Below are 23,945 nucleotides of genomic sequence, written 5' to 3'. Positions count from 1 at the left end.
CGGCCGCCGATGCCGGTCCTCGCCCGTAAAGCGCCGCCGTCGTCCTCCGGCTTGACCGGAGGACCCATCGTCGACGTCGAGCTTCACGTTTAAGGTGGATGGTCCGGTCAAGCCGGACCGTGACGGGGGAGACGCGGCAAGACTCTACGTGGGTCCGCGCGTCGTTCCGGCTGCAGCGAAGCGGAATGCCGGAACCCATATCCGCGGCGGTCCTCAGTTCGCGCGCGCTCATACTGCCGCCGGCGGGATGATGGGCTCCGGGACTTCGCCCGGAGCGACGGCGTGGTTCCGAACATAAAGCTGCGAGCTTACGCATCCCACCTTGGTCGGACAGGAGCGAAGGCTTGCGTCAGCCGGAGCCTCAGTTCGGCTGGCTGAGCGGGCGGCGCTCGATGGGGGCGCCGCGGTTCAGCGGATCGTCGAGGATGATGACGTCGTCCGAGTTCCGGCGCGGCGTCGCCTCGGGCGCGGGCTCCTGCGCTGGGGCGGGCTCGGCCGGCGGCCGCAGCTGCTCCGGGCGGCTCGGCCGCGCCTGGGCGGTCGGGGCCGGCGGCTTGGGCTGGCCCGCGCCCTGGGGCCGCGACAGCTCCAGCGCCTTCTGTTCGTCGACGACGATGTCGCCCTTCTTCACGGTCTTGTCCTCGACGCCGGCGAGCGCCTCGGCCCAGCTCATGCCCTCGGGACGGCAGGAGCAACCGGCGACGAATTCCTTGCGGTAGCGGAAGGCGTTCTGGAGCTTGGCGTAGGCCTCGCCGTCGACGCTCGACGCCTGCTCCATCGCCCCGCCGGGATTCGGATAGGAATAGAGCTTGGCTTCGGTCCCCGGGCAGGTGGCGCGGCAGATCGCGTCGTCGCGCTCGAAGGCGTTGCGGGTCGTCTGGAACGAGATCGGGAAGAAGAAGCCGTCGCAGGTGCGCACGCACACGGTCCGGTAGGTCGAGACCCGCGGCGTGGACTGCGGGTCCATCTCGGGCTCGACCACGGTCTCTTCGCGCGGCCCGTCCGAGCCGCCGCCGCCGAACAGCATGGAGAAGAAGCCCTGGCGCTGCTGCGGCTCGCGCTCGATCTTGCGCTCGACGAGCCGGTACTGCGGGCCGCACTGATTCCGGGCGAGGGCGAACAGCAGGTCGCGCCGGCGCGGGTCCACGCCGCCACCTTGCTGGGCCTGGGCGAGCTGGGCCTCGAGCTTGTCGAGGTTCGTCTCCATCTGCCCCATGCGCCGCTCGATGTCGGCGCACTCGGCCGGCGGCGACGAGAACAGGAAGCCGCGGCCGCAGCCGAGGCCGCGGGCGTAGGCCTTGGTGCGGTCGAGCTCGTAGCGCTGACGGTTGAAGTCGCGCTCGATGGCGCGAGGGTCCGGCCGGCGCGCGCCGCCGCGGTCGACCGCGGCGAGCTGCGCCTCCAGGCGCAGGCACTGGTCGGAGCCCTGCTGGGCCCGCGCGTCTCCGATCGCCGCCGCCAGCGTCAAAGCGACAGCCGCGAGCGTGACGAAACTCGACCTCATGCGCATCCTTTCCGGCGACTCGACGGGATTGGCGCCGAGAGCGTCGACCCCGGACGTACATACCCCGTCGCAACGGCTCCGCACAGAGGCGGCGGAATGAGACCGAAGTGAGGACGGCGCATGGCCGGCGCCCCGCGGCGCGGCGCGCGCTCGACCGGCCGCCGTCTTGCCTTCGCCGGGGGTTTGCGCCTATAAGCCGCGCCATCCCACACGCGGGCTTCAGCGGCGATAACCAAGCCGCACCGGCGCCGGGCTCGACGATCGAGCTCCGGCGATCGCCCGCGGAGGCAACCGGAAAGACGGATTTAAGACGATGGCTGCTCCTGACTTCACCATGCGCCAGCTGCTCGAGGCGGGCGTGCACTTCGGCCACCAGGCTCACCGCTGGAACCCGAAGATGGCGCCCTATATCTTCGGCGCGCGCAACAACATCCACATCATCGACCTCGCGCAGACCGTGCCGCTGCTGCACCGCGCGCTGCAGGCCGTGTCCGACGTCGTCGCCGGCGGCGGCCGCGTGCTCATCGTCGGCACCAAGCGCCAGGCGGCCGAGGTGGTCGCGGATTCGGCCCGTCGGTCGGCGCAGTACTTCGTGAACGCCCGGTGGCTCGGCGGCATGCTGACGAACTGGAAGACCATCTCCGGCTCGATCCAGCGTCTCCGCAAGCTCGAAGAGATGCTCTCCGGCGAAGCCCAGGGCTTCACCAAGAAGGAGCGTCTGACGCTGTCGCGCGAGCGCGACAAGCTCGAGAAGACGCTCGGCGGCATCAAGGACATGGGCGGCCTGCCGAACCTGATCTTCGTGATCGACACCAACAAGGAGCAGATCGCGGTGCAGGAGGCTCGTCGCCTCGGCATTCCGGTCGCGGCCATCCTCGACACCAACTCGGACCCCGAGGGCATCACCTATCCGATCCCGGGCAACGACGACGCCGGCCGCGCGCTGGCGCTCTACGGCGACCTGATCGCCCGCGCCGCCCTTGACGGCATCGGCCGCGGCCAGGGCGACCTCGGCGTCGACCTCGGCGCCCAGGAAGAGCCGCTCGTCGAGGAGCTGCCAGCCGAGGAGGCCCCCGCGGCCGCGGTCGAAGAGATCGAAGTCGCGGTCGAGGCGTTCGAGCTGCTCGCCGCCCCGCGTGGCGCGCCCGACGATCTTGCGAAGCTCTCCGGCGTCGGCCCGCAGCTCGAGCAGAAGCTGAACGAGTACGGCGTCTATCACTACTGGCAGATCGCCGCGATGAACCCGACCGACGTGGCCAAGGCCGACGCCGACCTGAAGCTCAACGGTCGCTTCGACCGCGAGGGCTGGGTCGCGCAGGCCCGCGAGCTGCTCGCCGGCCTCGCCGCGTAACGCCCAAGCTTCAGAACGCCCGCGGGTCCTCGTGATCCCGCGGGCCTCGCCTGACCCTAATCTTCGCCGCCCTTCGCAGGGCGGCGCACGTTTCAGAGGATGACATGGCCAACATCACCGCAGCCATGGTGAAGGAGCTTCGCGAGAAGACCGGCGCCGGCATGATGGACTGCAAGAACGCGCTCTCCGAGGTCGAAGGCGACATCGAGGCGGCGTTCGACTGGCTGCGCAAGAAGGGCCTCGCCAAGGCCGCGAAGAAGGCCGGCCGCGTCGCGGCCGAGGGTCTCGTCGCTCTCGCCGTCGACGGCTCCAAGGGCGTCGCGGTCGAGGTGAACGCCGAGACCGACTTCGTTGCGCGCAACGTCGAGTTCCAGGAGATGGTCTCGACCGTCGCGACCGTCGCGCTGACCGCCGGCGCGGACGTCTCCACGATCGAAGCTGCGGGTTACCCCGGCGGCGGCACGGTCGCGGAGAAGATTCAGTCGACCATCGCTCGGATCGGCGAGAACATGACGCTCCGCCGCGCGGCCGAGCTGTCGGTCTCGCAGGGCGTGATCGGCGGCTATGTGCATGGCCAGGTGGCCCCGAACCTCGGCAAGATCGCCGTGCTCGTGGCGCTCGAATCCGAAGGCAAGGCCGATGTGCTGACGGCGCTCGGCCGGCAGATCGCGATGCATGTCGCGGCGACCAACCCGCAGGGCCTCGACGCGGCCTCGATCGATCCCGCCATCGTGGAGCGCGAGCGCGCCGTTCTGGCCGACAAGGCCCGCGAGGGCGGCAAGCCCGAGAACGTTATCGAGAAGATCGTCGAGAACGGCGTGAAGACCTTCTACAAGGAGAACACGCTCCTCGAGCAGCCCTTCGTGCACGACGGCTCCAAGACCGTCGCGCAGGCCGTCAAGGCGGCCGAGGCCGACGCCGGCGCGCCGATCAAGCTGACGGGCTTCGTCCGTCTGGCGCTGGGCGAGGGCGTCGAGAAGGAAGAGAACGACTTCGCGGCCGAGGTCGCCGCGGCGGCCGGCACGCGCTGACGCCCGCGCGATGACGGGGCGGCCGGAGCCGATCTACAAACGGGTGCTCGTCAAGGTCTCGGGAGAGGCTTTGATGGGTCCCGACGCCTTCGGCCTGCACCAGCCGACCGTCGACCGCATCGCCGCCGACATCGCCGCCACCCACTCCCTCGGAGTGGAGGTCGCGGTGGTCGTCGGCGGGGGCAACATCTTCCGCGGCGTGCAGGTGTCGTCCCAGGGCGTCGACCGGGCGACCGGCGACTACATGGGCATGCTCGCGACCGTGATGAACGGCCTCGCGCTGTCGGCCGCGATCACCCGTCAGGGCACCCAGGCCCGCGTGCTCTCGGCGCTCGACATGCCGGCGGTGTGCGAGACCTACACGCGGCCACGCGCGCTTGCCCATCTCGACCGGGGCCGGGTGGTGGTGTTCGCCGCCGGGACCGGCAACCCCTTCTTCACGACCGACACCGCGGCGGCGCTGCGCGCGATCGAGACCGGCTGCGAGGCGCTGCTGAAGGCCACGCAGGTCGACGGCATCTACAGCGCCGATCCGAAGAAGGACCCGACGGCGACCCGGTTCGACCGCCTGACCCACGACGACGTCCTGCACCGGGACCTCAAGGTCATGGACGCCGCGGCCTTCGCGCTTGCGCGCGAGAACGCGCTTCCGGTAATCGTCTTCTCCATCCACGAGCCCGGGTCGATCTCGGCGGTCGTGTGCGGCGAAGGACGCGCCACCACCGTGGCGAGCTGAGAGGCGGACGAACCGCCCGAACCTCAAGGACCTTCATCCCATGTCCGGATCCTTCGACCTCGACGACATCAAGCGCCGCATGCAGGGCGCCGTGGCCTCGCTCAAGAGCGACCTCGCGGGCCTGCGCACCGGCCGCGCCTCCTCAAGCCTCCTCGATCCGGTGGTGGTCGTCGCCTACGGCGCCGAGATGCCGCTCAACCAGGTCGCGACGGTCAGCGTGCCCGAGGCGCGCATGCTGAACGTGCAGGTGTGGGACCGCTCCATGACCGGCGCGGTCGAGAAGGCGATCCGGGAGGCCAACCTCGGCCTCAACCCGATCGGCGAGGGCCAGCTGCTGCGCATCCCGCTGCCGGAGCTCAACGCCGAGCGCCGCAAGGAGCTCGTGAAGGTCGCGCACAAATACGCCGAGGCCTCCCGCGTCGCCGTGCGCCACGTGCGCCGCGACGGCCTGGACACGCTGAAGAAGGCGGAGAAGGACGGCGACATCAGCGAGGACGATCAGGTCCGCTTCGCCGATCAGGTGCAGAAGGCGACCGACGCAGCCATCGTCGAGGTGGACCAGGCGGTGGCGGCGAAGGAAAAAGACATCATGCAGGTCTGACGTCGCGCGCCGCGAGAGCGCGTCGTCGTTTTTCCTCGAACGATCCGGGCGCCGAGCGCGATCATGTCGACCGATTTGCCCAGATGGACCGAAGCGGCGGCAGCCGATGAGGGCGCCGGCGCCCCACGCCACGTCGCGATCATCATGGACGGCAACGGGCGCTGGGCCGCCGCCCGCGGCCTGCCGCGCGCCGAAGGCCATCGCCGCGGCGTCGAGGCGCTCCGCAAGGCGGTGCGTTCCGCCGGCGAGCTCGGCGTCCGCTACCTCACGCTCTACAGCTTCTCCTCCGAAAACTGGTCGCGCCCCGAGGACGAGGTCTCCGACCTCATGAACCTGCTGCGCCTGTTCGTGCGCCGCGACCTCTCCGAGCTGCACCGCTCCAACGTCCGCGTGCGGGTCATCGGCGAGCGGACGGGCCTCGCCCCGGACATCGCCGGCCTGCTCGACGAGGCGGAAGGGCTCACCCGGACGAACGACGGGCTGACGCTTGTGGTGGCCTTCAACTATGGCGGCCGGCAGGAGATCGTCGCCGCCGTGCGCCGGATCGCCGAGGCCGCGCGCGCGGGCGCGCTCGATCCGACGTCGATCGACCTGCAGACGATCGCCGCGAATCTCCACACCGCCGACATCCCGGACCCCGACCTCGTCATCCGCACCAGCGGCGAGCAGCGGATCTCGAACTTCCTGCTCTGGCAGTCGGCCTATTCCGAGTACGTGTTCCTGCCGCAGCATTGGCCCGATTTCGACCGGGCGGCGTTCGACGCGGCGATCGCGAGCTTCCGGTCGCGCGAGCGCCGCTACGGCGGCCGCGCCGCGCGGGTGGGCGCGTGAACGTCGCCGTCGCTCCGGGCCCGAGGCGCTTGTCGGAACTCGTTCTCAGGATCGCCTCAGGCGCCGTCATGGCGGCGGCGGCGCTGGCGGTGGCCTGGCTCGGCGGCCCGCTCTTCGGCCTGTTCTGGACCCTGATCGGCGTCGCGGTCGGCGTCGAATGGGCCTGGCTCGCGACGCCGGGTCCGAAAGCGCGCCGCAACGCCGCGGCCATCGTCGCGGTCACGCTCGGCGCCGCCGGCGCGCTGTTCAGCGTCGGCAGCCTGCTGCTGTTCGATTACGGACTGACCCTGCCGCTGATCGTCCTCGGGGGTCTCGCCGCGGCGTTCGCGGCGCGCCCGTCTTATCTGGCGGGCGTCGCCGCGCTCTATGGAGCCGCGACCTTCCTCGGCGTCATCCTGCTCCGGCAGGATCCATCCGACGGCCTGCTCGCCACGCTCTGGCTGTTCGCGGCGGTCTGGGGGGCGGACATCGGCGCCTTCGCGACCGGCCGCACGCTGGGCGGGCCGAAGCTCGCGCCGGCGCTGTCGCCGAAAAAGACCTGGTCCGGCGCGATCGGCGGCGCCGTCATCGGAACCAGCGCGAGCCTCCTGGTGGCGCGCCTCGGCGGCGTCGAGACGCTCGGCCCTCTGGTCGTGCTCGGCTTTCTCGCGACGGTCGCGACGGTGATCGGCGACCTGTTCGAATCCGCGATGAAGCGCCGCTTCGGCGCCAAGGATTCCGGCCGGATCATTCCCGGCCATGGCGGGCTGATGGACCGCATGGACGGCTTCCTCGTCGCGGCGACGTTCGCAGCCCTCGTGGGTCTGGCCCGCGGCGGCTTCGACGGCGCGGCGCAGGGGCTGCTGCGATGGTGAGCCGCGTATGACCGCCGCGCCCCGGCGTAGGGTCACGGTGCTCGGCGCCACCGGCTCCGTCGGGCTCGCGACGGTCGACCTGCTTGAACGCCATGCGGCGCTGTTCGCGGTCGAGGCGGTCGTCGCGAACAGCGACGCGGCCGGGCTCGCGGCTGTGGCCCGAAGGCTCAACGCGCGGCGCGCGGTCGTCGCCGACGCCTCCGCGGGGCCGGCGCTGGCGGCGGCGCTTGAAGGTTCCGGCGTCGCGACGTCTGCAGGCGCCGAGGCCGCTGTCGAGGCCGCGGGGCTCCCCGTCGACTGGACCATGGCCGCGATCTCCGGCGCGGCGGGGCTGGCCCCCACCATCGCGGCGGTGCGGCAGGGCGGCGCGGTCGCGCTCGCCACCAAGGAATGCCTCGTCTGCGCCGGAGCGGCCTTCATGCGCGAGGTCGCGGCCGCCGGCGCGACGCTGCTGCCGGTCGACAGCGAGCACAACGCTCTGCTGCAGGCCCTCGGCGGCCAAGATGTCGACGACGTCGAGCGCATGACGCTGACGGCCTCGGGCGGTCCGTTCCGCACCTGGGAGGCGGAGCGCATCGCCCGCGCGCGCCCCGAGGACGCGCTGCGCCACCCCACCTGGTCCATGGGCGCCAAGATCACGATCGATTCCGCGACCCTAATGAACAAGGGCCTGGAGCTGATCGAAGCCCACCACCTGTTCGCGATCGACGCCGAACGGCTCGACGTGGTCGTCCACCCGCAGTCGGTGATCCACGGCCTCGTCACCTTCCGCGACGGCGCGGTGACCGCGGGCCTCGCGGCGCCCGACATGCGGGTTCCGATCGCGCACGCTCTCGGCCACCCCCAGAGGCTCACGACGCCGGCCGCCCGGCTCGACCTCGCCCGCATCGGAAGCCTTACCTTCGAGGCTCCGGACGTGGGTCGATTCCCCGCGCTCCGTCTGGCGCGCGAGGCGCTGGCGGCCGGGGGCGCCGCCGCGACCGTGCTCAACGCCGCGAACGAAGTGGCTGTCGCGGCTTTTCTCGCCCGCGAGATCGGCTTCGGCGACATCCCCCGGCTCGTGGAGGACGCGCTCGAGGCCGCGGATCGGCACGGGCTGACCGCGGCGCCGGAGACCATCGCCGAAGCCATCGACCTCGACATCGAGAGTCGCGGCCTCGCGTCGGGGCGCTTGCCAGAAGCCCGCCTTCGGGCGCACTAAAGGGGCAGGGGCGCGCGCGGTCACGGCGCGGGTCGGGGTCTAGGGGATCCGATGACGTTTCTGAACGAGATGCTCGGCGCGGGCTCGGCCACGCTCGGCTACATCATTCCCTTCCTGTTCGTGCTGACGCTCGTCATCTTTTTTCACGAGCTCGGCCATTTCCTGGTCGCGCGCTGGACCGGGGTGAAGGTGCTCGCCTTCTCGCTCGGGTTCGGCCCGGAGATCGTGGGCTTCAACGACCGGCGCGGCACGCGCTGGCGCCTCGCGGCGATTCCCCTCGGCGGCTACGTGCGCTTCGCCGGCGACGAGAACGCGGCGAGCGCCCCGGACGTCGACGCGCTCGAGCGCATGACGCCGGACGAGCGCCGCGGCAGCTTCTTCTTCGCGCCGCTGCCCGCCCGCGCCGCCATTGTGGCCGCGGGGCCGATCGCGAACTTCTTGCTCGCGATCGTCATCTTCGCCTGCGTCTTCATGACGGTCGGGCGCCCTGCGACCGACGCCTTGGTCGATCAGGTGGAGCCGGGGAGCGCCGCCTCGGAGGCTGGCCTCGTCGCGGGCGACCTCGTGACCGCGATCGACGGCCAGAAGATTCGCTCGTTCAGCGACATGCAGCGCATCGTGAGCGTCAACGCCGAGCGGCCGCTCAAGCTGACGGTCGAGCGCGGGGCGAGCGAACTCTCCCTCACCGCGACGCCGCGCCAGCGCGAGCTGACCGACAACTTCGGCAACAAGCAGCGCGTGGGCGTGCTGGGCGTCACCCGCTCCACCACGCCCGGCAACGTCCGCTACGAGACCTTCGGCCCGATCGAGGCGGTGACCGAGGGCGCGAAGGAGACGTGGTTCGTCGTCGAGCACACCGGCCGTTATCTGGGCCGCATGGTGATCGGCCGGGAATCGACCGACCAGATCGGCGGCCCGATCCGGATCGCCAAGACGTCAGGCGACGTCGCGACGCTCGGCTTCGTCGCGCTGATCAACCTTGCCGCGATCCTTTCGGTGTCGATCGGGCTGTTGAACCTGCTGCCGATTCCGATGCTCGACGGCGGCCACCTGCTGTTCTACGCCGTCGAGGCGCTGCGCGGGCGGCCGCTCGGCGCGCGCGCGCAGGAGATGGGAATGCGCGTCGGCCTCGCCTTCGTGCTGATGCTGATGATCTTCGCGACGTGGAACGACATCGTTCATCTTTCATCTTTAGGCTGAAATCCAATTGGGCGTGTCTGTGCCGCAACGGCGCCTGTGAAACGTCGAACCTGTGTCGAGTAGCGAGTTTGCACGTGCGTAAAAGTTCGATAGAAGCGATCGGCGTCGCACCCGGGAATCCTTTGGGCTTTCAGGGTTGCGAACGTCCGTTCAACGGCACGAGGGCCCGTCACCCCATGAAGCGTATGGTTCGAGTAGTCGGGCGCCTTGCAGTCGCATCCTCGGTCGCCGTCGGCGCCGTGGCCGCCGGCACGGGCTTCTGGATGGCCAGCGTCACCGAAGCGCAGGCGCAGCGCGCCAGCAGCATCACGGTGCGCGGCAACCAGCGCGTCGACGCGGAGACGGTGCGCTCCTACTTCACCGGCGGCCCGCTCGATCAGGCGAAGATCGACGAAGGCATCCGTGGCCTTTACGCAAGCGGCCTGTTCTCGGATGTGCGCGTCACACGGTCGGGCGGCGGCATCGTCGTCAGCGTGAACGAGAACCAGGTCATCAACCGCGTCGCGTTCGAGGGCAACTCGAAGGTGAAGGACGCCGTGCTGACCGCCGAGATTCAGTCCAAGGCGCGCGGTCCGTTCAACCCGGCGCTGGTCCAGGCCGACACCCAGCGCATTTCCGAAATCTACCGTCGGTCCGGCCGCTACGAGGCGACCGTCGAGGCGAAGACGATCGCCCAGCCGAACGGCCGCGTCGATCTCGTGTTCGAGATCAACGAAGGCGGCAAGACCTCGATCTCCTCGATCGAGTTCGAAGGCAACCAGGCCTATTCCGACGGCACGCTGCGCGACCAGATGACGACCACCGAGTCGAACTGGCTGAGCTGGATCAAGACCTCCGACGTCTACGATCCTGATCGCATCAACGCCGACCTCGAGCTCATCCGCCGGTTCTACCTGAACCACGGCTATGCCGACTTCCGCGTGGTTTCCGCGCGCGCCGATCTCGACAAGACGAAGAACGCCTTCATCATCAACATCGTGGTCGACGAAGGCCAGCCCTACCGGTTCGGCGCCGTGAACGTGGAGTCGAGCGTCGCCGAAGTCGACGCCTCGACCCTGCGCGGCAAGGTGGTGTCGTCCGAGGGCTCGACCTACAGCTCGCAGGACGTGGACAAGTCGGTTGAAGCGGTGTCGCTCGATCTGGCCAGCCGCGGCTACGCCTTCGCGCAGGTCCGCCCGCGCGCCGACCGCAACCTCGAGGCCCGCACCATCAATCTCACCTACGTGGTGGAGGAAGGCGCGCGCGTCTACGTCGAGCGCATCAACGTGCGCGGCAACACCCGCACCCGCGACTACGTCGTGCGCCGCGAGTTCGACATCGGCGAGGGCGACGCCTACAACCAGATCTTCATCGACCGCGCGGAGCGGCGCCTGAAAGCGCTCGGCTTCTTCAAGACCGTCCGCATGTCGACCGAGCCTGGCTCCGCGCCCGACCGCGTGATCGTGAACGTTGATGTCGAGGATCAGCCGACCGGCGAGTTCTCGGTGGCCGGCGGCTACTCGACCTCCGACGGCGTCATCGGCGAGGTTGCGCTCGGCGAGCGCAACTTCCTCGGCCGCGGCCAGTACGCCCGCATCGCGGCGCAGCTCGGCCAGAACGTGCAAGGCTTCGACTTCTCGTTCACCGAGCCGTACTTCCTCGGCCAGCGCATCTCGGCCGGCATCGACCTCTACGCCAAGGAGCGGGACGAGACCGACTACTCGTCCTACAAGATCGACACCTACGGCGGCGGCGTGCGCTTCGGCTTCGCGATCACCGACGACTTCTCGGTGGGCACGCGCTACCAGCTCTACCAGCAGGATCTGAGCGTGCCCTCTCGCTACGAGTCGGGCGACGATCGCGCGTCCGTGGCTCTTCTTGAGGCCGAGGGCAAGACGTGGACTTCGCTCGCGGGTCTCTCGCTGATCTACAACACGCTCGACGTGCCGCGCGACCCGACGCAGGGCCTGTACCTTGAGCTCAAGGGTGACGTGGCGGGCCTTGGCGGCGACGTGAAGTTCGTTCGCGGAACCTTCGACGGGCGGTACTATCATCCGATCTGGAACGAAAACTTCATCGGCATGCTTCGCGGGCAGGCCGGCCACATTGCGGCTTTCGGCAGTGACGATCTCCGCGTGCTCGACCACTTCTCCGGCGGCCCTGATCTCGTGCGTGGCTTCGAGCCGCAGGGCTTCGGTCCGCGCGATCTCGGTAGCCCGAATGAGGATCCGTTGGGCGGCACGACCTACTTCGGCGGTTCGGCCGAAGTTCAGTTCCCGATCTTCGGCCTTCCGAAGGAGATCGGCCTGAAGGGCGCAGTATTCGCCGACGCCGGTACGGTGTTCGACTATAAGGGAATCAAGTCGTACGAGGGGATCCCGGTCGACGACACCGGCGGCTCTAAGATCCGCTCCTCCGTCGGCGCCTCGCTGCTGTGGACGTCGCCGCTTGGGCCGATCCGCTTCGACTTCGCCCACGTGCTGAGCAAGGAAAAGTACGACGAGACCCAGTTCTTCCGGTTCTCGGGCGGCACGCGCTTCTAAGCCTTCCGAAGGCGCTCGAAATCCCGTAAACGGGCGGCGGACTCATTCGCCGCCCGTTTTCGCGTCTTGACGCAGGCCTCATGATCGAACCGCGCTTTTTCTCTTCGCCCGAACCGCTCGGCCTCGATCGCCTATTGGCGATCACGGGGGCGACCGTCGCGTCGGGCGCGGGCGAGGGGCTCGGCATCACCGGCGTCGGGCCGATCGACGCCGCCGGCCCGCACGACCTGACCTTCCTCGACAACCCCGCCTATGCCGCCTCCCTGGCCGCCAGTCGCGCCGGCGCCTGCCTGCTCGCGCCGAAGTTTCGCGATCGCGCGCCGGCGAACGCCCTCGTGCTGGTGTCGCCCGAGCCCTACCGCGCCTTCGCCCGCGTCGCGGCGGCGCTCTACCCTCAGGCGGCGCGCCCGCTGCCGATCTTCGGGCAGGGCGTCGCGCCGGGCGCTGTGGTGCATCCCGACGCGCGGCTGGAGGCCGACGTGACGATTGACCCCGGCGCGGTCGTCGGTCCCCGCGCCGAGATCGGCCGCGGCGCGGTCATCTGCGCCAACGCCGTGATCGGGCCCGAGGTGCGGATCGGACGGGACAGCACCGTTGGGCCGGGCGCCACGATCGTGCATGCGCTCGTCGGCGACCGCGTGATCCTCCACCAGGGCGCGCGCGTTGGGCAGGACGGGTTCGGCTTCGCCATGGGTCCCGGCGGCCACGTGAAGGTGCCGCAGATCGGACGCGTGGTGATCCAGGACGACGTCGAGATCGGGGCCAACACCACGATCGACCGCGGCGCCAACCGCGACACGGTGATCGGCGAAGGCAGCAAGATCGACAACCTCGTCCAGATCGCCCACAACGTGGTGATCGGGCGGCATTGCGTGATCGTTTCGCAGGTCGGGATCTCGGGCAGCGTCACGCTGGAGGATTTCGTCGTGCTCGGCGGCCATGTCGGCGTGGTGGGCCACGTCCGCATCGGCATGGGCGCCCAGATCGCGGGTTCGAGCAACGTGCGGGAAGACGTGCCGCCCGGCGCCCGGTGGGGGGGCACGCCTGCGAAGCCGGTCCGGGACTGGTTCCGCGAAATCACCACTTTGAAGCGCATAGCGTCGGAGGGGCGGACGCGCCCCGTGAGCGACGCATCCGAAGGTTCCGAGCAATGACCGACGCAGACACCCCCGCCGCCGGCGCGCCCACGACGCTGGGCGCCGCCGACATCCAGACCATCCTGTCGTACCTGCCGCACCGCTACCCGTTCCTGCTGGTGGACAGGATCGTCGACATCGACGGCGACCGGTCGGGCGTGGGCGTCAAGAACGTGACGTTCAACGAGCCGCACTTCCAGGGGCACTTTCCGGGCGCGCCGGTGATGCCGGGCGTGCTGCTGATCGAGGGCATGGCGCAGACGGCGGGCGCCATGTGCGTCTCATCCCGCACCGCGCCGTCCTCGCCGCGCATCGTCTATTTCATGACGATCGACAAGGCGAAGTTCCGCAAGCCGGTCGTTCCGGGCGACGTGGTGAAGTACCACATGACCCAGATCAAGAAGCGCGCGAACATGTGGTGGTTCCGCGGCGAGGCCAAGGTCGACGGCGTGCTGGTCTGCGAGGCCGAAGTCTCGGCCATGCTCGTCGACAAGTGACCGTTCCTCCCCGCAAGGAGACCTGATGCCCGACATTCATCCGACCGCCTTCGTCGCCGAAGGCGCGCGCCTGGCGGACGACGTCGTCGTCGGCGCGTTCTGCGCGATCGGCCCTCACGTGGAGATCGGCGCGGGCTCCGTGCTGCGGTCCCACGTCGCGGTCGACGGACGCACGGTGATCGGGGAGGGGGCGCAGATCTTCCCCTTCGCCTCGGTCGGCCACCAGCCGCAGGACCTGAAGTACCGCGGCGAGCCCAGCCGCCTGGTCATCGGCCGCAACGCCCTGATCCGCGAGAACGTCACGATCAACCCAGGCACCGAAGGCGGCGCCATGGTGACGGAGATCGGCGACGACTGCGCGCTGCTCGCCGGGGCCCACGTGGCGCACGATTGCCGCATCGGGAACAACGTCATCCTCGTGAACAACGTCATGGTGGCGGGCCACGTCATGATCGGCGATTTCGCCATCCTCGGCGGCGGATCAGCGGCGCACCAATACGTGCGGATCGGCGCGCACGCCTTCCTCGGCGGCCTCGCCGGGCTCGAGAACGACCTGATCCCGTTCGGCATGGCGATCGGCAACCGGGCCCATCTCGCAGGACTCAACCTCGTCGGCCTCAAGCGCCGCGGGTTCGAGCGCGACGGCATCCACGCGCTGCGGCGCGCCTACAAGGACCTGTTCGCGGAGGCCGGCGTGCTGAAGGCGCGGGCGGCGGAGGTCGCGGCCGCCCATCCGGACGACGAACTGGTGCAGGAGGTCACGGCCTTCATCGCCGCCGGCGGAGACCGGGCGATCTGCACGCCGCGCTCCGGCGAGGCGCGCGCGGCGTGAGCGCCGTGGGCCTGATCTGCGGCTCGGGAACCCTGCCGATCGAGGCCGCGGACCTCATCCAGCGCTCCGGCCGTCCGGTCTTCCTCGCGGCGATCAAGGGCTCGGCGGCGGCGGAGGTCGAGCGCTTCCCGCACGTGTGGATCCGCATGGGCGAGATCGGCAAGCTGTTCCGCTCGCTCGAAGGCGCCGGCGTGCGCGAGGTGGCGCTGGTGGGCGCCGTCCAGCGCCCGGCGCTGAAGGACCTCAGAATCGACATGGGCGGGCTCGGCAGCCTGCCTGAAATCACCCGCCTCCTCGCCGGGGGCGACGATCATCTGCTGCGCGGCGTCATCAAGTTCGTGGAGGACCGCGGATTCGTCGTGCGCGGCGTCCACGAGGTCGCGCCGGAGCTGACCGCGCCGCGCGGGCTTGTCGGCCGGCGCCAGCCGAGCGCCGCGGACGTCGCGGACATTGCGCTCGCGGTCGGCGCGCTGCGGGCGCTGGGCCCCTTTGATGTCGGCCAGGGCGTCGTCGCCATCGACCGGCGCGTCGTCGCCGTGGAGGCGGCGGAGGGCACCGACAGCATGCTCGGCCGCGTGGCGCGGCTGAGCAAGGGCGGCAAGCTCCGCCGAGACGGGCGGGGCGGCGTACTGGTGAAGACGCCGAAGCGCAGCCAGGATCTGCGGGTGGACCTGCCGGCGATCGGCGCGCGGACGCTGGAGCTTGCGGCCGAGGCGCAGCTCGCCGGCGTCGCCGTCGCGGCCGGACAGGTGCTGCTCGCGGACCGCGGCGAACTCGCGGCCAAGGCGGACGCGCTCGGCCTGTTCCTGGCCGGCGTGCCCGTCGCCGAGGCGGCGTGACGCCGCGCCGGATCACGATCGTCGCGGGCGAGGCCTCGGGCGACGCGCTCGGCGCTAAGCTCGCCGCGGCGCTCAGGGGCCGCATCCCCGATCTGGAGCTCTCCGGCGTCGCAGGTCCCCGCATGCAGGCGGAAGGCGTCGCGACGCTGTTTCCCATGGACGACGTCGCGGTGATGGGCATCGGCCCCGTGATCGCGCGGCTGCCGACGCTGCTCCGGCGGATCTCCGAAACGGCGCAGGCGATCATCGATCGGCCGCCGGACATCCTCGTCATCGTCGACAGCCCGGACTTCACGCACCGCGTGGCGTGCAAGGCGCGGGCGGCGCTGCCCGATCTGACCGTCGTCGACTACGTCTCGCCAAGCGTCTGGGCCTGGCGGCCGGGCCGCGCGGCCAAGATGCGGGCCTATGTCGACCACGTGCTCGCGCTGCTGCCCTTCGAGCCGGCCGCTCATGCGCGGCTGGGCGGCCCCGCCTGCACCTATGTCGGCCACCCGCTGATCGAGCGGCTTGACGAGTTTCGTCCCGAAGCAGGCGAACGCCCGGCGCTAGCGGACGGGCCGCTGCGTGTGCTGGCGCTTCCCGGCAGCCGGGCCGGCGTCGTTCATCGGCATATGCCCCTCTTCGGCGCGACGCTCGCCCGGCTGGGCGACCGCCCGATCGAGGTGACGCTCCCCACCACGCCGCGGCTGGCGGAGGAGATCGCGCGTCTCGCCGCCTCCTGGCCGGTCGTCCCGCGGATCGTCACGGGCGAAACCGAGAAGCTCGCGGCCTTCCGCGCGGCGCAGGCGGCGCTTGCGGCCTCCGGCACGGTGACGCTGGAGCTTGCGCTCGCGGGCGTCCCGACGGCCGCGGCCTACAGACTAGAGTGGTTCGCGCCGCTGCTGGAGCCCTTCATCAAGATCGAGGCGCCCTTTATCCTGCTGCCGAACCTGATCCTCGGCGAACGCGCGATCCCCGAGCTGGTCCATCGCGACGCCACGCCGGACAAGCTCGCCGCGGCGCTTGCGCCGCTGCTCGATGACACGCCCGCGCGACACGCGCAAATGCAGGCGCTTAGCCGGCTTGACGACCTTATGCGGCTGCCGGAAGGATCCCCCTCCGAGCGCGCGGCGGAGGTGACGCTGCGCGCCTGGGCGGACAAGCGACCGACCCCGACCTGAAGGAGAGCGCCATGGCCGACGACGTCACCGCCCGATCGATCGCCGAGATCCAGGCGGCGCTTGCCGCGGGGGAGAGCGCGCAGGCGCTCGTGACGCCGCTGTGGGAGCGCGCGCGCACGCTCGAGCCCAAGCTCCGGGCCTTCGCGCATCTGCCCGAGCAGGCCCCGGCGGCGCTCACCGAGGGTCCGCTTGCGGGCGTGACGGTCGGGGTCAAGGACCTGATCGACACCGCCGACATGCCGACGGACTACGGCTCGGCGATCTACATGGGCCACCGCCCGGCGGCGGACGCCGCCATCGTCGCGCAGCTCAAGTCGCTCGGCGCGACGGCGTTGGGCAAGACGGTGACCACGGAGTTCGCCTGGCGGCACCCGGGAGCGACGCGGAACCCGTGGGCGCTCGATCACACGCCGGGCGGATCGTCGAGCGGATCGGCGGCCGCAGTCGCCGCAGGCCTCGTCACGCTTGCGCTCGGCACGCAGACTTTCGGCTCCGTCATCCGACCGGCGGCGTTCTGCGGGGTGGTCGGCTTCAAGCCGAGCTTCGGTCAGCTTCCGCGCGACGGCGTCCACCCGTTGAGCCCCTCGCTCGACCACGTCGGCCTGTTTGCCCGCACGCTCGAGGACGTGGCCGGGGCCTTCGCGCTGCTGAAGCCCGACGCCGGCGCAGCCGACGTTGTGGGCGCGCCCGGCGCTCTCCGGATCGCGGCGCTCCGGCCGCCGGCGGACGTCGCGAGCGCGGAGCAGGTCGCGCTGTTCGACGAGGCCTGCGCGCGGCTCCGCGCGGCGGGCGCCCATGTGGAGGCGATCGACCTCACGGACGCGCTGCCGCGCCTGCTGCACGTCGCCGACACCCTGATGGGCTTCGAGGCCGCCCGCGTGTTCGGCGAGCTCCGCGCGCGCTTCCCCGACAAGATGAGCGCCTCCATGGCCGCCTATGTCGACGCGGGCAAGGAGATCTCCGAGATCGCCCACCAGGAGGCGGTCGGGGCGCAGCAGGGCTTCCGCATGGGCGTCGGCGAGCGTCTCGAAGGCTATGACGCGCTTCTCACCGTGCCCGCGACGGGCGAAGCGCCGCTCGGACTCGACTACACCGGCGACCCGCAATTCTGCGTGCCCTGGACGACGCTCGGCTTTCCCGCGCTCAGCTTGCCCGTGGGCATGTCGTCGGCGGGCCTCCCGCTTGGCCTGCAGCTCGTGGGGCGCTTCGGTGAGGACAGGGCGCTGCTCGCGGCGGCGCAGGCCTTTCTCGAGGCGTGTCCGCTGCATGTCGGACGGCCGGCACTCGGCTGAGGACGCGAGCCGCCGGAGAGCGGCGTCTGGGCCGTGGACGCCCACAGGCGCGGGCCATACGGTCCCGGCGCAGAAGAGTGGCGAGGGACCCAAAATGAAGAGCTTTCTGAACGCCCGCGACGCGGTCGTCACGGATGCGATCGACGGCTTCCTGGCGTCGTCCGGGGCGCGGGGCCTCGGACGTCTCGACGGTTTCCCCGACATCAAGGTCGTCCTCCGCACGGATTGGGACCGCAGCCGGGTGGCGCTGGTCTCGGGCGGCGGCTCAGGGCATGAACCGGCCCATCTGGGCTTCGTCGGCGAGGGGCTGCTGACGGCGGCCGTCTGCGGGGAGGTGTTCGCCTCGCCGACGGTCGATGCGGTGCTCGCGGCGATCCTCGCGGTCACGGGCGCGCCGGGCTGCGTGCTCATCGTCAAGAACTACACCGGAGACCGGCTGAACTTCGGCCTAGCGGCGGAGAAGGCGAGGGCGCGCGGTCTCAAGGTCGAGATGGTGATCGTCGGCGACGACATCGCGATCGAGGGAGCGTCGCAGCCACGCGGGATCGCGGGCACGCTGCTGGTCCACAAGCTGGCCGGCGCGGCGGCGGCGGACGGGCTCCCGCTGGCCGAGGTCGCGGCGCGGGCGAGGGACGCCGCCACGCACGTGCGGTCTCTCGGCCTCGCGCTCACCACCGGCGCAATGCCGGGCGCCGAGCGCGAGGAGCGGATCGCCGCGGACGCGGTGGAGCTCGGCCTCGGCATCCACGGCGAGCCGGGAAGCCGGACCATCCCGTTCGACGCCGCCGACGCCCTCGTCGAGCAAATCGCCGCGCCGCTCGCGGCGACGCTCGGGACGGACGAGCGCATCGCATTGATGGTCAACTCGCTCGGCGGCACCCCGCCGCTCGACATGGCGATCGTCATGGGCGCGGTGATGAAGACGTCCCTCGGAGCGCGCGCCGATTACGTCATCGGACCCGCGCCGTTGATGACCTCGCTCGACATGCGCGGCTTCTCGCTGACGGCGCTGATCCTGGACGAGACGCGGCGCGCGGGTCTGCTCGCGCCCTCCGCGAGCGCGGCCTGGATCCCTGCGCGCGACGTCATGGCGCCGCGGCTCATGCCGACCCCGAACCTCGACGACGACGCGGCGGCCCCCGCCTCGGACGACCCCGCCGTGCGACGCCTGCTGCTCGCGGCGACGCAGGCGCTGCAGGCGATGGGTCCCGCGATCGACGCGCTCGACGCCAAGGTCGGCGACGGCGACGCCGGCTCCACCTTCGCCAAGTGCGCCGCCGCCGTGGAGGCGCGGGTCGACGCGCTGCCGCTGGCGGATGGCGCCGCGCTCCTCGGCGCGCTTGGCCATGTGCTATCCCGCATCGGCGGAGGGAGCAGCGGCGTTCTGCTCGCGACCTTCTTCACCGCCGGCGGCGCCGCGTTCGGCGAAGGCGGTTGGCCGAAGGCGCTCGCCGCGGGGCTCGACCGTATGAAGAGCTATGGCGGCGCAAAGGTCGGCGACCGCACCATGATCGACGCGCTGGAGCCCGCGCTGGACGCGCTGTCGCGCGGAGCGTCGCTTTCGAAGGCCGCCGCCGCGGCGCGACAGGGAGCGGAGACGACGAAGGCCATGGCCAAGGCCAAGGCCGGCCGATCGTCCTATGTGCCCTCAAGCGCGCTGCACGGCGTGCCGGACCCCGGCGCCGAGGCGGTCGCGCGCGTGCTGGAGCGTCTGGCGGACCTCTAGACTACTGGAACGCCGAGGACGGCGGCGACGAAACGGCTCGGCTTGGACCGGGCGATGGAGGCGACTTGAGCGCGGACGACAGACTTCGAGACCTCGGACTGACCCTGCCGGAGACCTACACGCCGGTCGCGACCTATGTGCCGGCGAAGCGCGTGGGCGACCTGCTGTTCCTGTCGGGGCAGGGACCGCGCCTCGCCGACGGTTCGCATCACGTCGGCAAGGTGGGCGCGGAAGTGACGGTCGCGGAGGCCTACGAGCACGCCAAGCTTGTCGGCTTAGGGCTGCTCGCCGCAATCAAGGCCGCCGTTGGCGACCTCGACAAGGTCGAGATCGTGAAGCTGCTGGGCATGGTCAACGCGACGCCCGATTTCGCGGAGCAGCCGCAGGTGATCAACGGCTGTTCCGACCTGTTCGTCGCGGTGCTCGGGGAACGCGGTCGGCACGCCCGCTCGGCGGTGGGGATGGGGTCGCTGCCGAACGGCATGACGGTCGAGATCGAAGCGATCGTCCGGATCCTGCCGTGACGACGCCGCTCGCCGCCGAGATCGCCCGGCTGTTCGGCACGCCCTCGGTCGTCGTCGACCTCGACGTGGTGGAGGCGAACATAGCGCGCGTGCAGGCGCTGTGCGACGCCGCCGGCGTCGCGAACCGTCCCCACGTCAAGACGCATAAGTCGCCGGAGCTCGCGAAGCTGCAGGTGGCGGCCGGCGCGAAGGGGATCACCTGCCAGAAGCTGGGCGAGGCCGAGGTGATGGCCGACGCCGGCCTGGACGACATCCTGATCAGCTACAACCTGCTCGGCGAGCGCAACGTCGGCCGCCTCGGCGCGCTGCTCGCCCGCGTGCAGGTGACGGTCGCCGCCGACAGCCCCGTCACAATCGACGGACTGGCGCCCGCGGCGGCGATCGCGGGCCGCCCGCTCGACGTGGTGGTGGAGTGCGACACGGGGCTGAGGCGCGCCGGCGTCGAGACTCCCGCGGAGGCCGTCGCGCTCGCGACGCGGATCGCGCGGACGCCCGGCCTGCGCTTCGCCGGCCTGCTGCTCTATCCCCCGCCGGCCGCCTGGCCGGAGACGCAAGCCTTCTTCGACGAGACGAGGGCGGGCCTCGCCGCGGCGGGGCTGAGCCCGCGGATCGTCTCCACCGGCGGGTCGCCGAACCTCGCCCATCTCGGCGCGCTGAAGGGCGCGACCGAGCATCGCCCCGGCACATACATCTTCAACGACCGCATGCAGATGGCGGCCGGCGTCGCCTGCCTCCGGGACTGCGCCGCGACCGTCTACGCCACCGTGGTGAGCCGGGCGGGGGCGGAACGCGGCATCCTCGACGCCGGCTCCAAGACGCTGACGAGCGACCCCGGCGGCCTCGACGGTCACGGGCTTGTCCTGGAGCATCCGCAGGCCCGCATCGGCGCGCTGTCGGAGGAGCACGGCTTCCTCGACCTTGCCGCATGCTCCGTGATGCCCGCGGTCGGCGATGTCGTGCGCGTGGTTCCGAACCACGTCTGCGTGGTCGTGAACATGGTCGACCGCCTGGTCGCTGTGCGGGGCGACGCGATCGTCGGGGAGATCGAGGTCGCGGCGCGCGGCAAGATCGTCTGAGGCCTTACGCAGCCGGAAGGCGCCGGCGCTGAAACGCAAGACGCCCGGTCCTGGGACCGGGCGTCGGAGGCAGGTCGTTCGAAGGCGGGCGCCTGTCAGCGGCGCTGCGAGATGCCGGTGTACTCGCGCTTGGGCGAGCCGGTGTAGAGCTGGCGCGGCCGGCCGATCTTCTGGCCGGGATCCTCCACCATCTCCTTCCACTGCGCGACCCAGCCGACGGTGCGCGCCACGGCGAACAGCACCGTGAACATGTCGGTCGGGAAGCCCATCGCCTTCAGCGTGATGCCCGAGTAGAAATCGATGTTCGGATACAGCTTCTTCTCGACGAAGTAGTCGTCCTTGAGCGCGATCTGCTCGAGCTGGATCGCGACCTCCAGCAGCGGATCGTCCTTGATGCCGAGCTCGCCGAGCACCTCGTGGCAGGTCTTCTGCATGATCTTGGCGCGCGGATCGTAGTTCTTGTAGACCCGGTGGCCGAAGCCCATGAGGCGGAAGGGGTCGTTCTTGTCCTTCGCCTTGTTGACGTACTTGTCGACGTTGTCGGGAGTGCCGATCTCGGACAGCATCTTCAGCGCGGCCTCGTTCGCGCCGCCGTGCGCGGGGCCCCAGAGGCAGGCAATGCCCGCCGCGATGCAGGCGAACGGGTTCGCGCCGGAGGAGCCGGCGAGGCGGACCGTCGAGGTCGACGCGTTCTGCTCGTGATCGGCGTGCAGGGTGAAGATGCGGTCCATCGCGCGCGCCAGGACCGGGTTGACCTTGTACTCCTCGCACGGCACCGCGAAGCACATGTTGAGGAAGTTTGCGGAAAAATCGAGCGAGTTCTGCGGGTATACGAACGGCTGGCCGATCGAATACTTGTAGGCCATCGCAGCGAGCGTCGGGATCTTGGCGATCATGCGGATCGCAGCGATGTCGCGCTGGGCCGGATCGGTGATGTCGGTCGAGTCGTGGTAGAAGGCCGAAAGCGCACCGACGACGCCGCAGAGCACCGCCATCGGATGGGCGTCGCGGCGGAAGCCGGAATAGAAGCGCGACATCTGCTCGTGCACCATGGTGTGGCGTGTCACGAGCCGGTCGAACTCCGCCTTCTGGGCCGAGGTCGGCAGTTCGCCGTGGAGCAGCAGGTAGCTGGTCTCGAGGAAGTCGCCGTGCTCGGCGAGATCGTCGATCGGGTAGCCGCGGTAGAGCAGGACGCCTTCGTCGCCGTCAATGAAGGTGATCTTGGATTCGCAGCTTGCGGTGGAGGTGAATCCGGGGTCGTAGGTGAACAGACCCGTGTTCTTGTAGAGCGTCTGGATATCCATCACCGCGGGGCCGATCGACCCCTCTCGGATGGGAAGCTTCAGGTCGGTCCCGCCAACGTTCAGGGAGCCGGTGGTGTCGGTCATGCGCTGATGCCCCTTCGCTGAAAAGCCTTAAGGCGCCCTCTGGCGGGACCGCGCCCGGCCCTCCGCTGCGGGACGATCGGGGCGGCTGCGAGGAAGCTCTCGCTGGCGTATATCAACTTTTGTTGCAGCGCAAATTAGCGTCTGACACCTTTCTGACCAGCCCCGGACACGCTCACGCCTTAGGCGCCGGAAGCCTGATCCGCGATGCGCGCAAGGCTCTCCTCCTTGCCGAGCGCGACCAGCACGTCGAAGATTCCGGGCGAAGTCTTGCGGCCGGTGAGCGCCGCGCGCAGCGGCTGGGCGAGCGCCCCAAGCTTCACGCCGGCCTCCTCGGCGAGCGTGCGGACGATCTCCTCCGCCCCCGCCGCGGACCACGGCTCCAGCGCCGTCAGACGGCCGTGCAAGGAGGCGAGCAGGGCGCGCGCCTCCGGCGTCAGCAGCGCCTCGGCCGCAGGCTCGACGGCGAGCGGACGAGCGTCGGTTAGGAAGCGCGCGCCGTCGAGCAGCTCCACCAGGGTCTTCGCGCGCTCCTTCAGGCCGGGAAGGGCGCCTTCGAAGGCGCTCCAGCGCCCGGTCGCGTTGAGCCGCGCCGCCGCCTCGGGGCCGCCCGGCAGATAGGGCAGGGACGCCTTGAACGCCGCCAGCAGGTCGTCGTCCGGGGTGGCGCGCATGTAGTGGCCGTTGAGGTTCGACAGCTTCGCCATGTCGAACCGCGCGGCGGAACGGCCGACGTCGGCGATGTCGAACCACTTGATCGCCTGCGCGGTCGAGAAGATCTCGTCATCGCCGTGGCTCCAGCCCAGCCGGGCCAGATAGTTGCGCAGCGCCTCCGGCAGGAAGCCCATCTCGCGGTAGGCCTCGGCGCCCAGCGCCCCGTGCCGCTTCGACAGCTTCGCGCCGTCGGGCCCATGGATCAGCGGAATGTGCGCCATCTTCGGCACTGGCCAGCCTAGCGCCGCGTAGATCTGCGTCTGGCGCGCGGCGTTCGTGAGATGGTCCACGCCGCGGATGACGTGGGTGACGCCCATGTCGTGGTCGTCGACCACCACCGCGAGCATGTAGGTCGGCGTGCCGTCGGAGCGCAGCAGGACGAGGTCGTCGAGGTCCTTGTTCGGGATCACGACGCGGCCCTGGACCAGATCGTCCACCACGGTCTCGCCCTCGGTCGGCGCCTTCAGCCGGATGGCGGGCTGGCGATCGGTCGGCGCCTCGGAGGCCGGGCGGTCGCGCCAGCGGCCATCGTAGCGCGGCGGCCGCCCCTCGGCCTGAGCCGTGGAGCGCATCTCCTCGAGCTCCTGCGCCGTGGCGTAGCAGCGGTAGGCGCGCCCGTCCGCCAGCATCTGCTCCACCGCCTCGCGGTGGCGCGCGGCGCGGGCGAACTGGAACACCGGCTCGCCGTCCCAGTCGAGGCCGAGCCAGGTCAGGCCGTCGAGGATCGCGGCGATCGCGGCCTCGGTCGATCGCGCCCGGTCGGTGTCTTCGATCCGGAGCAGCATCGTGCCGCCCAGGCTCTTCGCGAACAGCCAGTTGAACAGCGCGGTGCGCGCGCCGCCGATGTGCAGGAAGCCCGTGGGCGAGGGCGCGAAACGGGTGACGACGGTCTCGGACAAGGGCGGTCTCGAACGGTGCTGACGACGTGCC

21 protein-coding genes are annotated in these 23,945 nt (G+C 70.6%); 18 read left to right on the top strand and 3 right to left on the bottom strand.

Annotation, left to right across the window (positions count from 1 at the left end):
- Positions 1-361 precede the first annotated feature (361 nt).
- Positions 362-1,504: a DUF2865 domain-containing protein gene (locus tag K244_RS0105740; RefSeq protein ID WP_020185297.1), complete on the bottom strand. Its 1,143-nt coding sequence runs from the start codon at positions 1,502-1,504 to the stop codon at positions 362-364.
- Positions 1,505-1,817: 313 nt separating this feature from the next.
- Between K244_RS0105740 and K244_RS0105735 the strand changes: the two genes are divergently transcribed.
- The 18 genes from K244_RS0105735 (at position 1,818) to K244_RS0105650 (ending at position 20,916) form a co-directional block, all read left to right on the top strand.
- Positions 1,818-2,855 carry a 30S ribosomal protein S2 gene (locus K244_RS0105735; RefSeq protein WP_036305515.1) on the top strand — a complete coding sequence of 346 codons (1,038 nt, stop codon included), beginning with the start codon at positions 1,818-1,820 and terminating at the stop codon, positions 2,853-2,855.
- A gap of 104 nt (positions 2,856-2,959) precedes the next feature.
- Positions 2,960-3,886: a translation elongation factor Ts gene (gene tsf / locus K244_RS0105730; protein ID WP_020185295.1), complete on the top strand. Its 927-nt coding sequence runs from the start codon at positions 2,960-2,962 to the stop codon at positions 3,884-3,886.
- A gap of 10 nt (positions 3,887-3,896) precedes the next feature.
- Complete coding sequence (gene pyrH, locus K244_RS0105725) at positions 3,897-4,622, top strand: UMP kinase (RefSeq protein ID WP_020185294.1); 726 nt, start codon at positions 3,897-3,899, stop codon at positions 4,620-4,622.
- Positions 4,623-4,662: 40 nt separating this feature from the next.
- A complete protein-coding gene (frr, locus tag K244_RS0105720; RefSeq protein ID WP_020185293.1) occupies positions 4,663-5,223 on the top strand; it encodes a ribosome recycling factor in 561 nt (186 codons plus the stop codon).
- 63 nt (positions 5,224-5,286) lie between these two features.
- The gene (locus K244_RS0105715; RefSeq protein WP_020185292.1) at positions 5,287-6,054 is read left to right on the top strand and encodes an isoprenyl transferase; all 768 of its coding nucleotides are present in this window, start codon (positions 5,287-5,289) and stop codon (positions 6,052-6,054) included.
- A gap of 29 nt (positions 6,055-6,083) precedes the next feature.
- Entirely contained in the window at positions 6,084-6,908 is an 825-nt protein-coding gene (locus K244_RS0105710) for a phosphatidate cytidylyltransferase (protein WP_245259743.1), read from the top strand.
- 7 nt (positions 6,909-6,915) lie between these two features.
- A complete protein-coding gene (gene dxr, locus K244_RS0105705; RefSeq protein ID WP_020185290.1) occupies positions 6,916-8,109 on the top strand; it encodes a 1-deoxy-D-xylulose-5-phosphate reductoisomerase in 1,194 nt (397 codons plus the stop codon).
- Positions 8,110-8,160: 51 nt separating this feature from the next.
- Complete coding sequence (rseP, locus tag K244_RS0105700) at positions 8,161-9,309, top strand: RIP metalloprotease RseP (protein WP_020185289.1); 1,149 nt, start codon at positions 8,161-8,163, stop codon at positions 9,307-9,309.
- A 239-nt stretch (positions 9,310-9,548) separates the two neighbouring features.
- Entirely contained in the window at positions 9,549-11,831 is a 2,283-nt protein-coding gene (bamA, locus tag K244_RS0105695) for an outer membrane protein assembly factor BamA (RefSeq protein ID WP_346430347.1), read from the top strand.
- 80 nt (positions 11,832-11,911) lie between these two features.
- On the top strand, positions 11,912-12,985 hold the full coding sequence (gene lpxD / locus K244_RS0105690) for a UDP-3-O-(3-hydroxymyristoyl)glucosamine N-acyltransferase (RefSeq protein WP_020185287.1): 1,074 nt from the start codon (positions 11,912-11,914) through the stop codon (positions 12,983-12,985).
- A complete protein-coding gene (gene fabZ, locus K244_RS0105685; protein ID WP_020185286.1) occupies positions 12,982-13,464 on the top strand; it encodes a 3-hydroxyacyl-ACP dehydratase FabZ in 483 nt (160 codons plus the stop codon). The genes lpxD and fabZ overlap by 4 nt, the downstream gene beginning before the upstream one ends.
- A 25-nt stretch (positions 13,465-13,489) precedes the next feature.
- Positions 13,490-14,296, top strand: a complete 807-nt coding sequence (gene lpxA / locus K244_RS0105680) for an acyl-ACP--UDP-N-acetylglucosamine O-acyltransferase (protein WP_020185285.1) — start codon at positions 13,490-13,492, stop codon at positions 14,294-14,296.
- Entirely contained in the window at positions 14,293-15,135 is an 843-nt protein-coding gene (lpxI, locus tag K244_RS0105675; protein WP_020185284.1) for a UDP-2,3-diacylglucosamine diphosphatase LpxI, read from the top strand. The genes lpxA and lpxI overlap by 4 nt, the downstream gene beginning before the upstream one ends.
- Positions 15,132-16,298 carry a lipid-A-disaccharide synthase gene (lpxB, locus tag K244_RS0105670; RefSeq protein ID WP_020185283.1) on the top strand — a complete coding sequence of 389 codons (1,167 nt, stop codon included), beginning with the start codon at positions 15,132-15,134 and terminating at the stop codon, positions 16,296-16,298. The genes lpxI and lpxB overlap by 4 nt, the downstream gene beginning before the upstream one ends.
- Positions 16,299-16,309: 11 nt before the next feature.
- Entirely contained in the window at positions 16,310-17,590 is a 1,281-nt protein-coding gene (locus K244_RS0105665) for an amidase (RefSeq protein ID WP_020185282.1), read from the top strand.
- 94 nt (positions 17,591-17,684) lie between these two features.
- Entirely contained in the window at positions 17,685-19,316 is a 1,632-nt protein-coding gene (locus tag K244_RS0105660) for a dihydroxyacetone kinase subunit DhaK (protein WP_020185281.1), read from the top strand.
- A 65-nt stretch (positions 19,317-19,381) separates the two neighbouring features.
- Entirely contained in the window at positions 19,382-19,840 is a 459-nt protein-coding gene (locus K244_RS0105655) for a RidA family protein (RefSeq protein ID WP_020185280.1), read from the top strand.
- Entirely contained in the window at positions 19,837-20,916 is a 1,080-nt protein-coding gene (locus tag K244_RS0105650) for an alanine racemase (protein ID WP_020185279.1), read from the top strand. Before K244_RS0105655 ends, K244_RS0105650 begins: the two co-directional genes overlap by 4 nt.
- A 95-nt stretch (positions 20,917-21,011) precedes the next feature.
- Here the strand turns inward: K244_RS0105650 and gltA are convergent, their stop codons facing one another.
- Positions 21,012-22,304 (bottom strand): citrate synthase, encoded by a 1,293-nt coding sequence (gene gltA, locus K244_RS0105645; RefSeq protein WP_020185278.1) that lies wholly within the window; start codon positions 22,302-22,304, stop codon positions 21,012-21,014.
- 179 nt (positions 22,305-22,483) lie between these two features.
- Positions 22,484-23,914, bottom strand: a complete 1,431-nt coding sequence (gene gltX / locus K244_RS0105640; protein WP_020185277.1) for a glutamate--tRNA ligase — start codon at positions 23,912-23,914, stop codon at positions 22,484-22,486.
- Positions 23,915-23,945: the final 31 nt, after the last annotated feature.

Origin of the sequence: Methylopila sp. 73B, assembly GCF_000526315.1 — a bacterium.
GTDB lineage: Bacteria > Pseudomonadota > Alphaproteobacteria > Rhizobiales > Methylopilaceae > Methylopila.
Note: the sequence above shows the minus strand (reverse complement) of the source record. Positions and strands in the feature narration are given on the sequence as shown.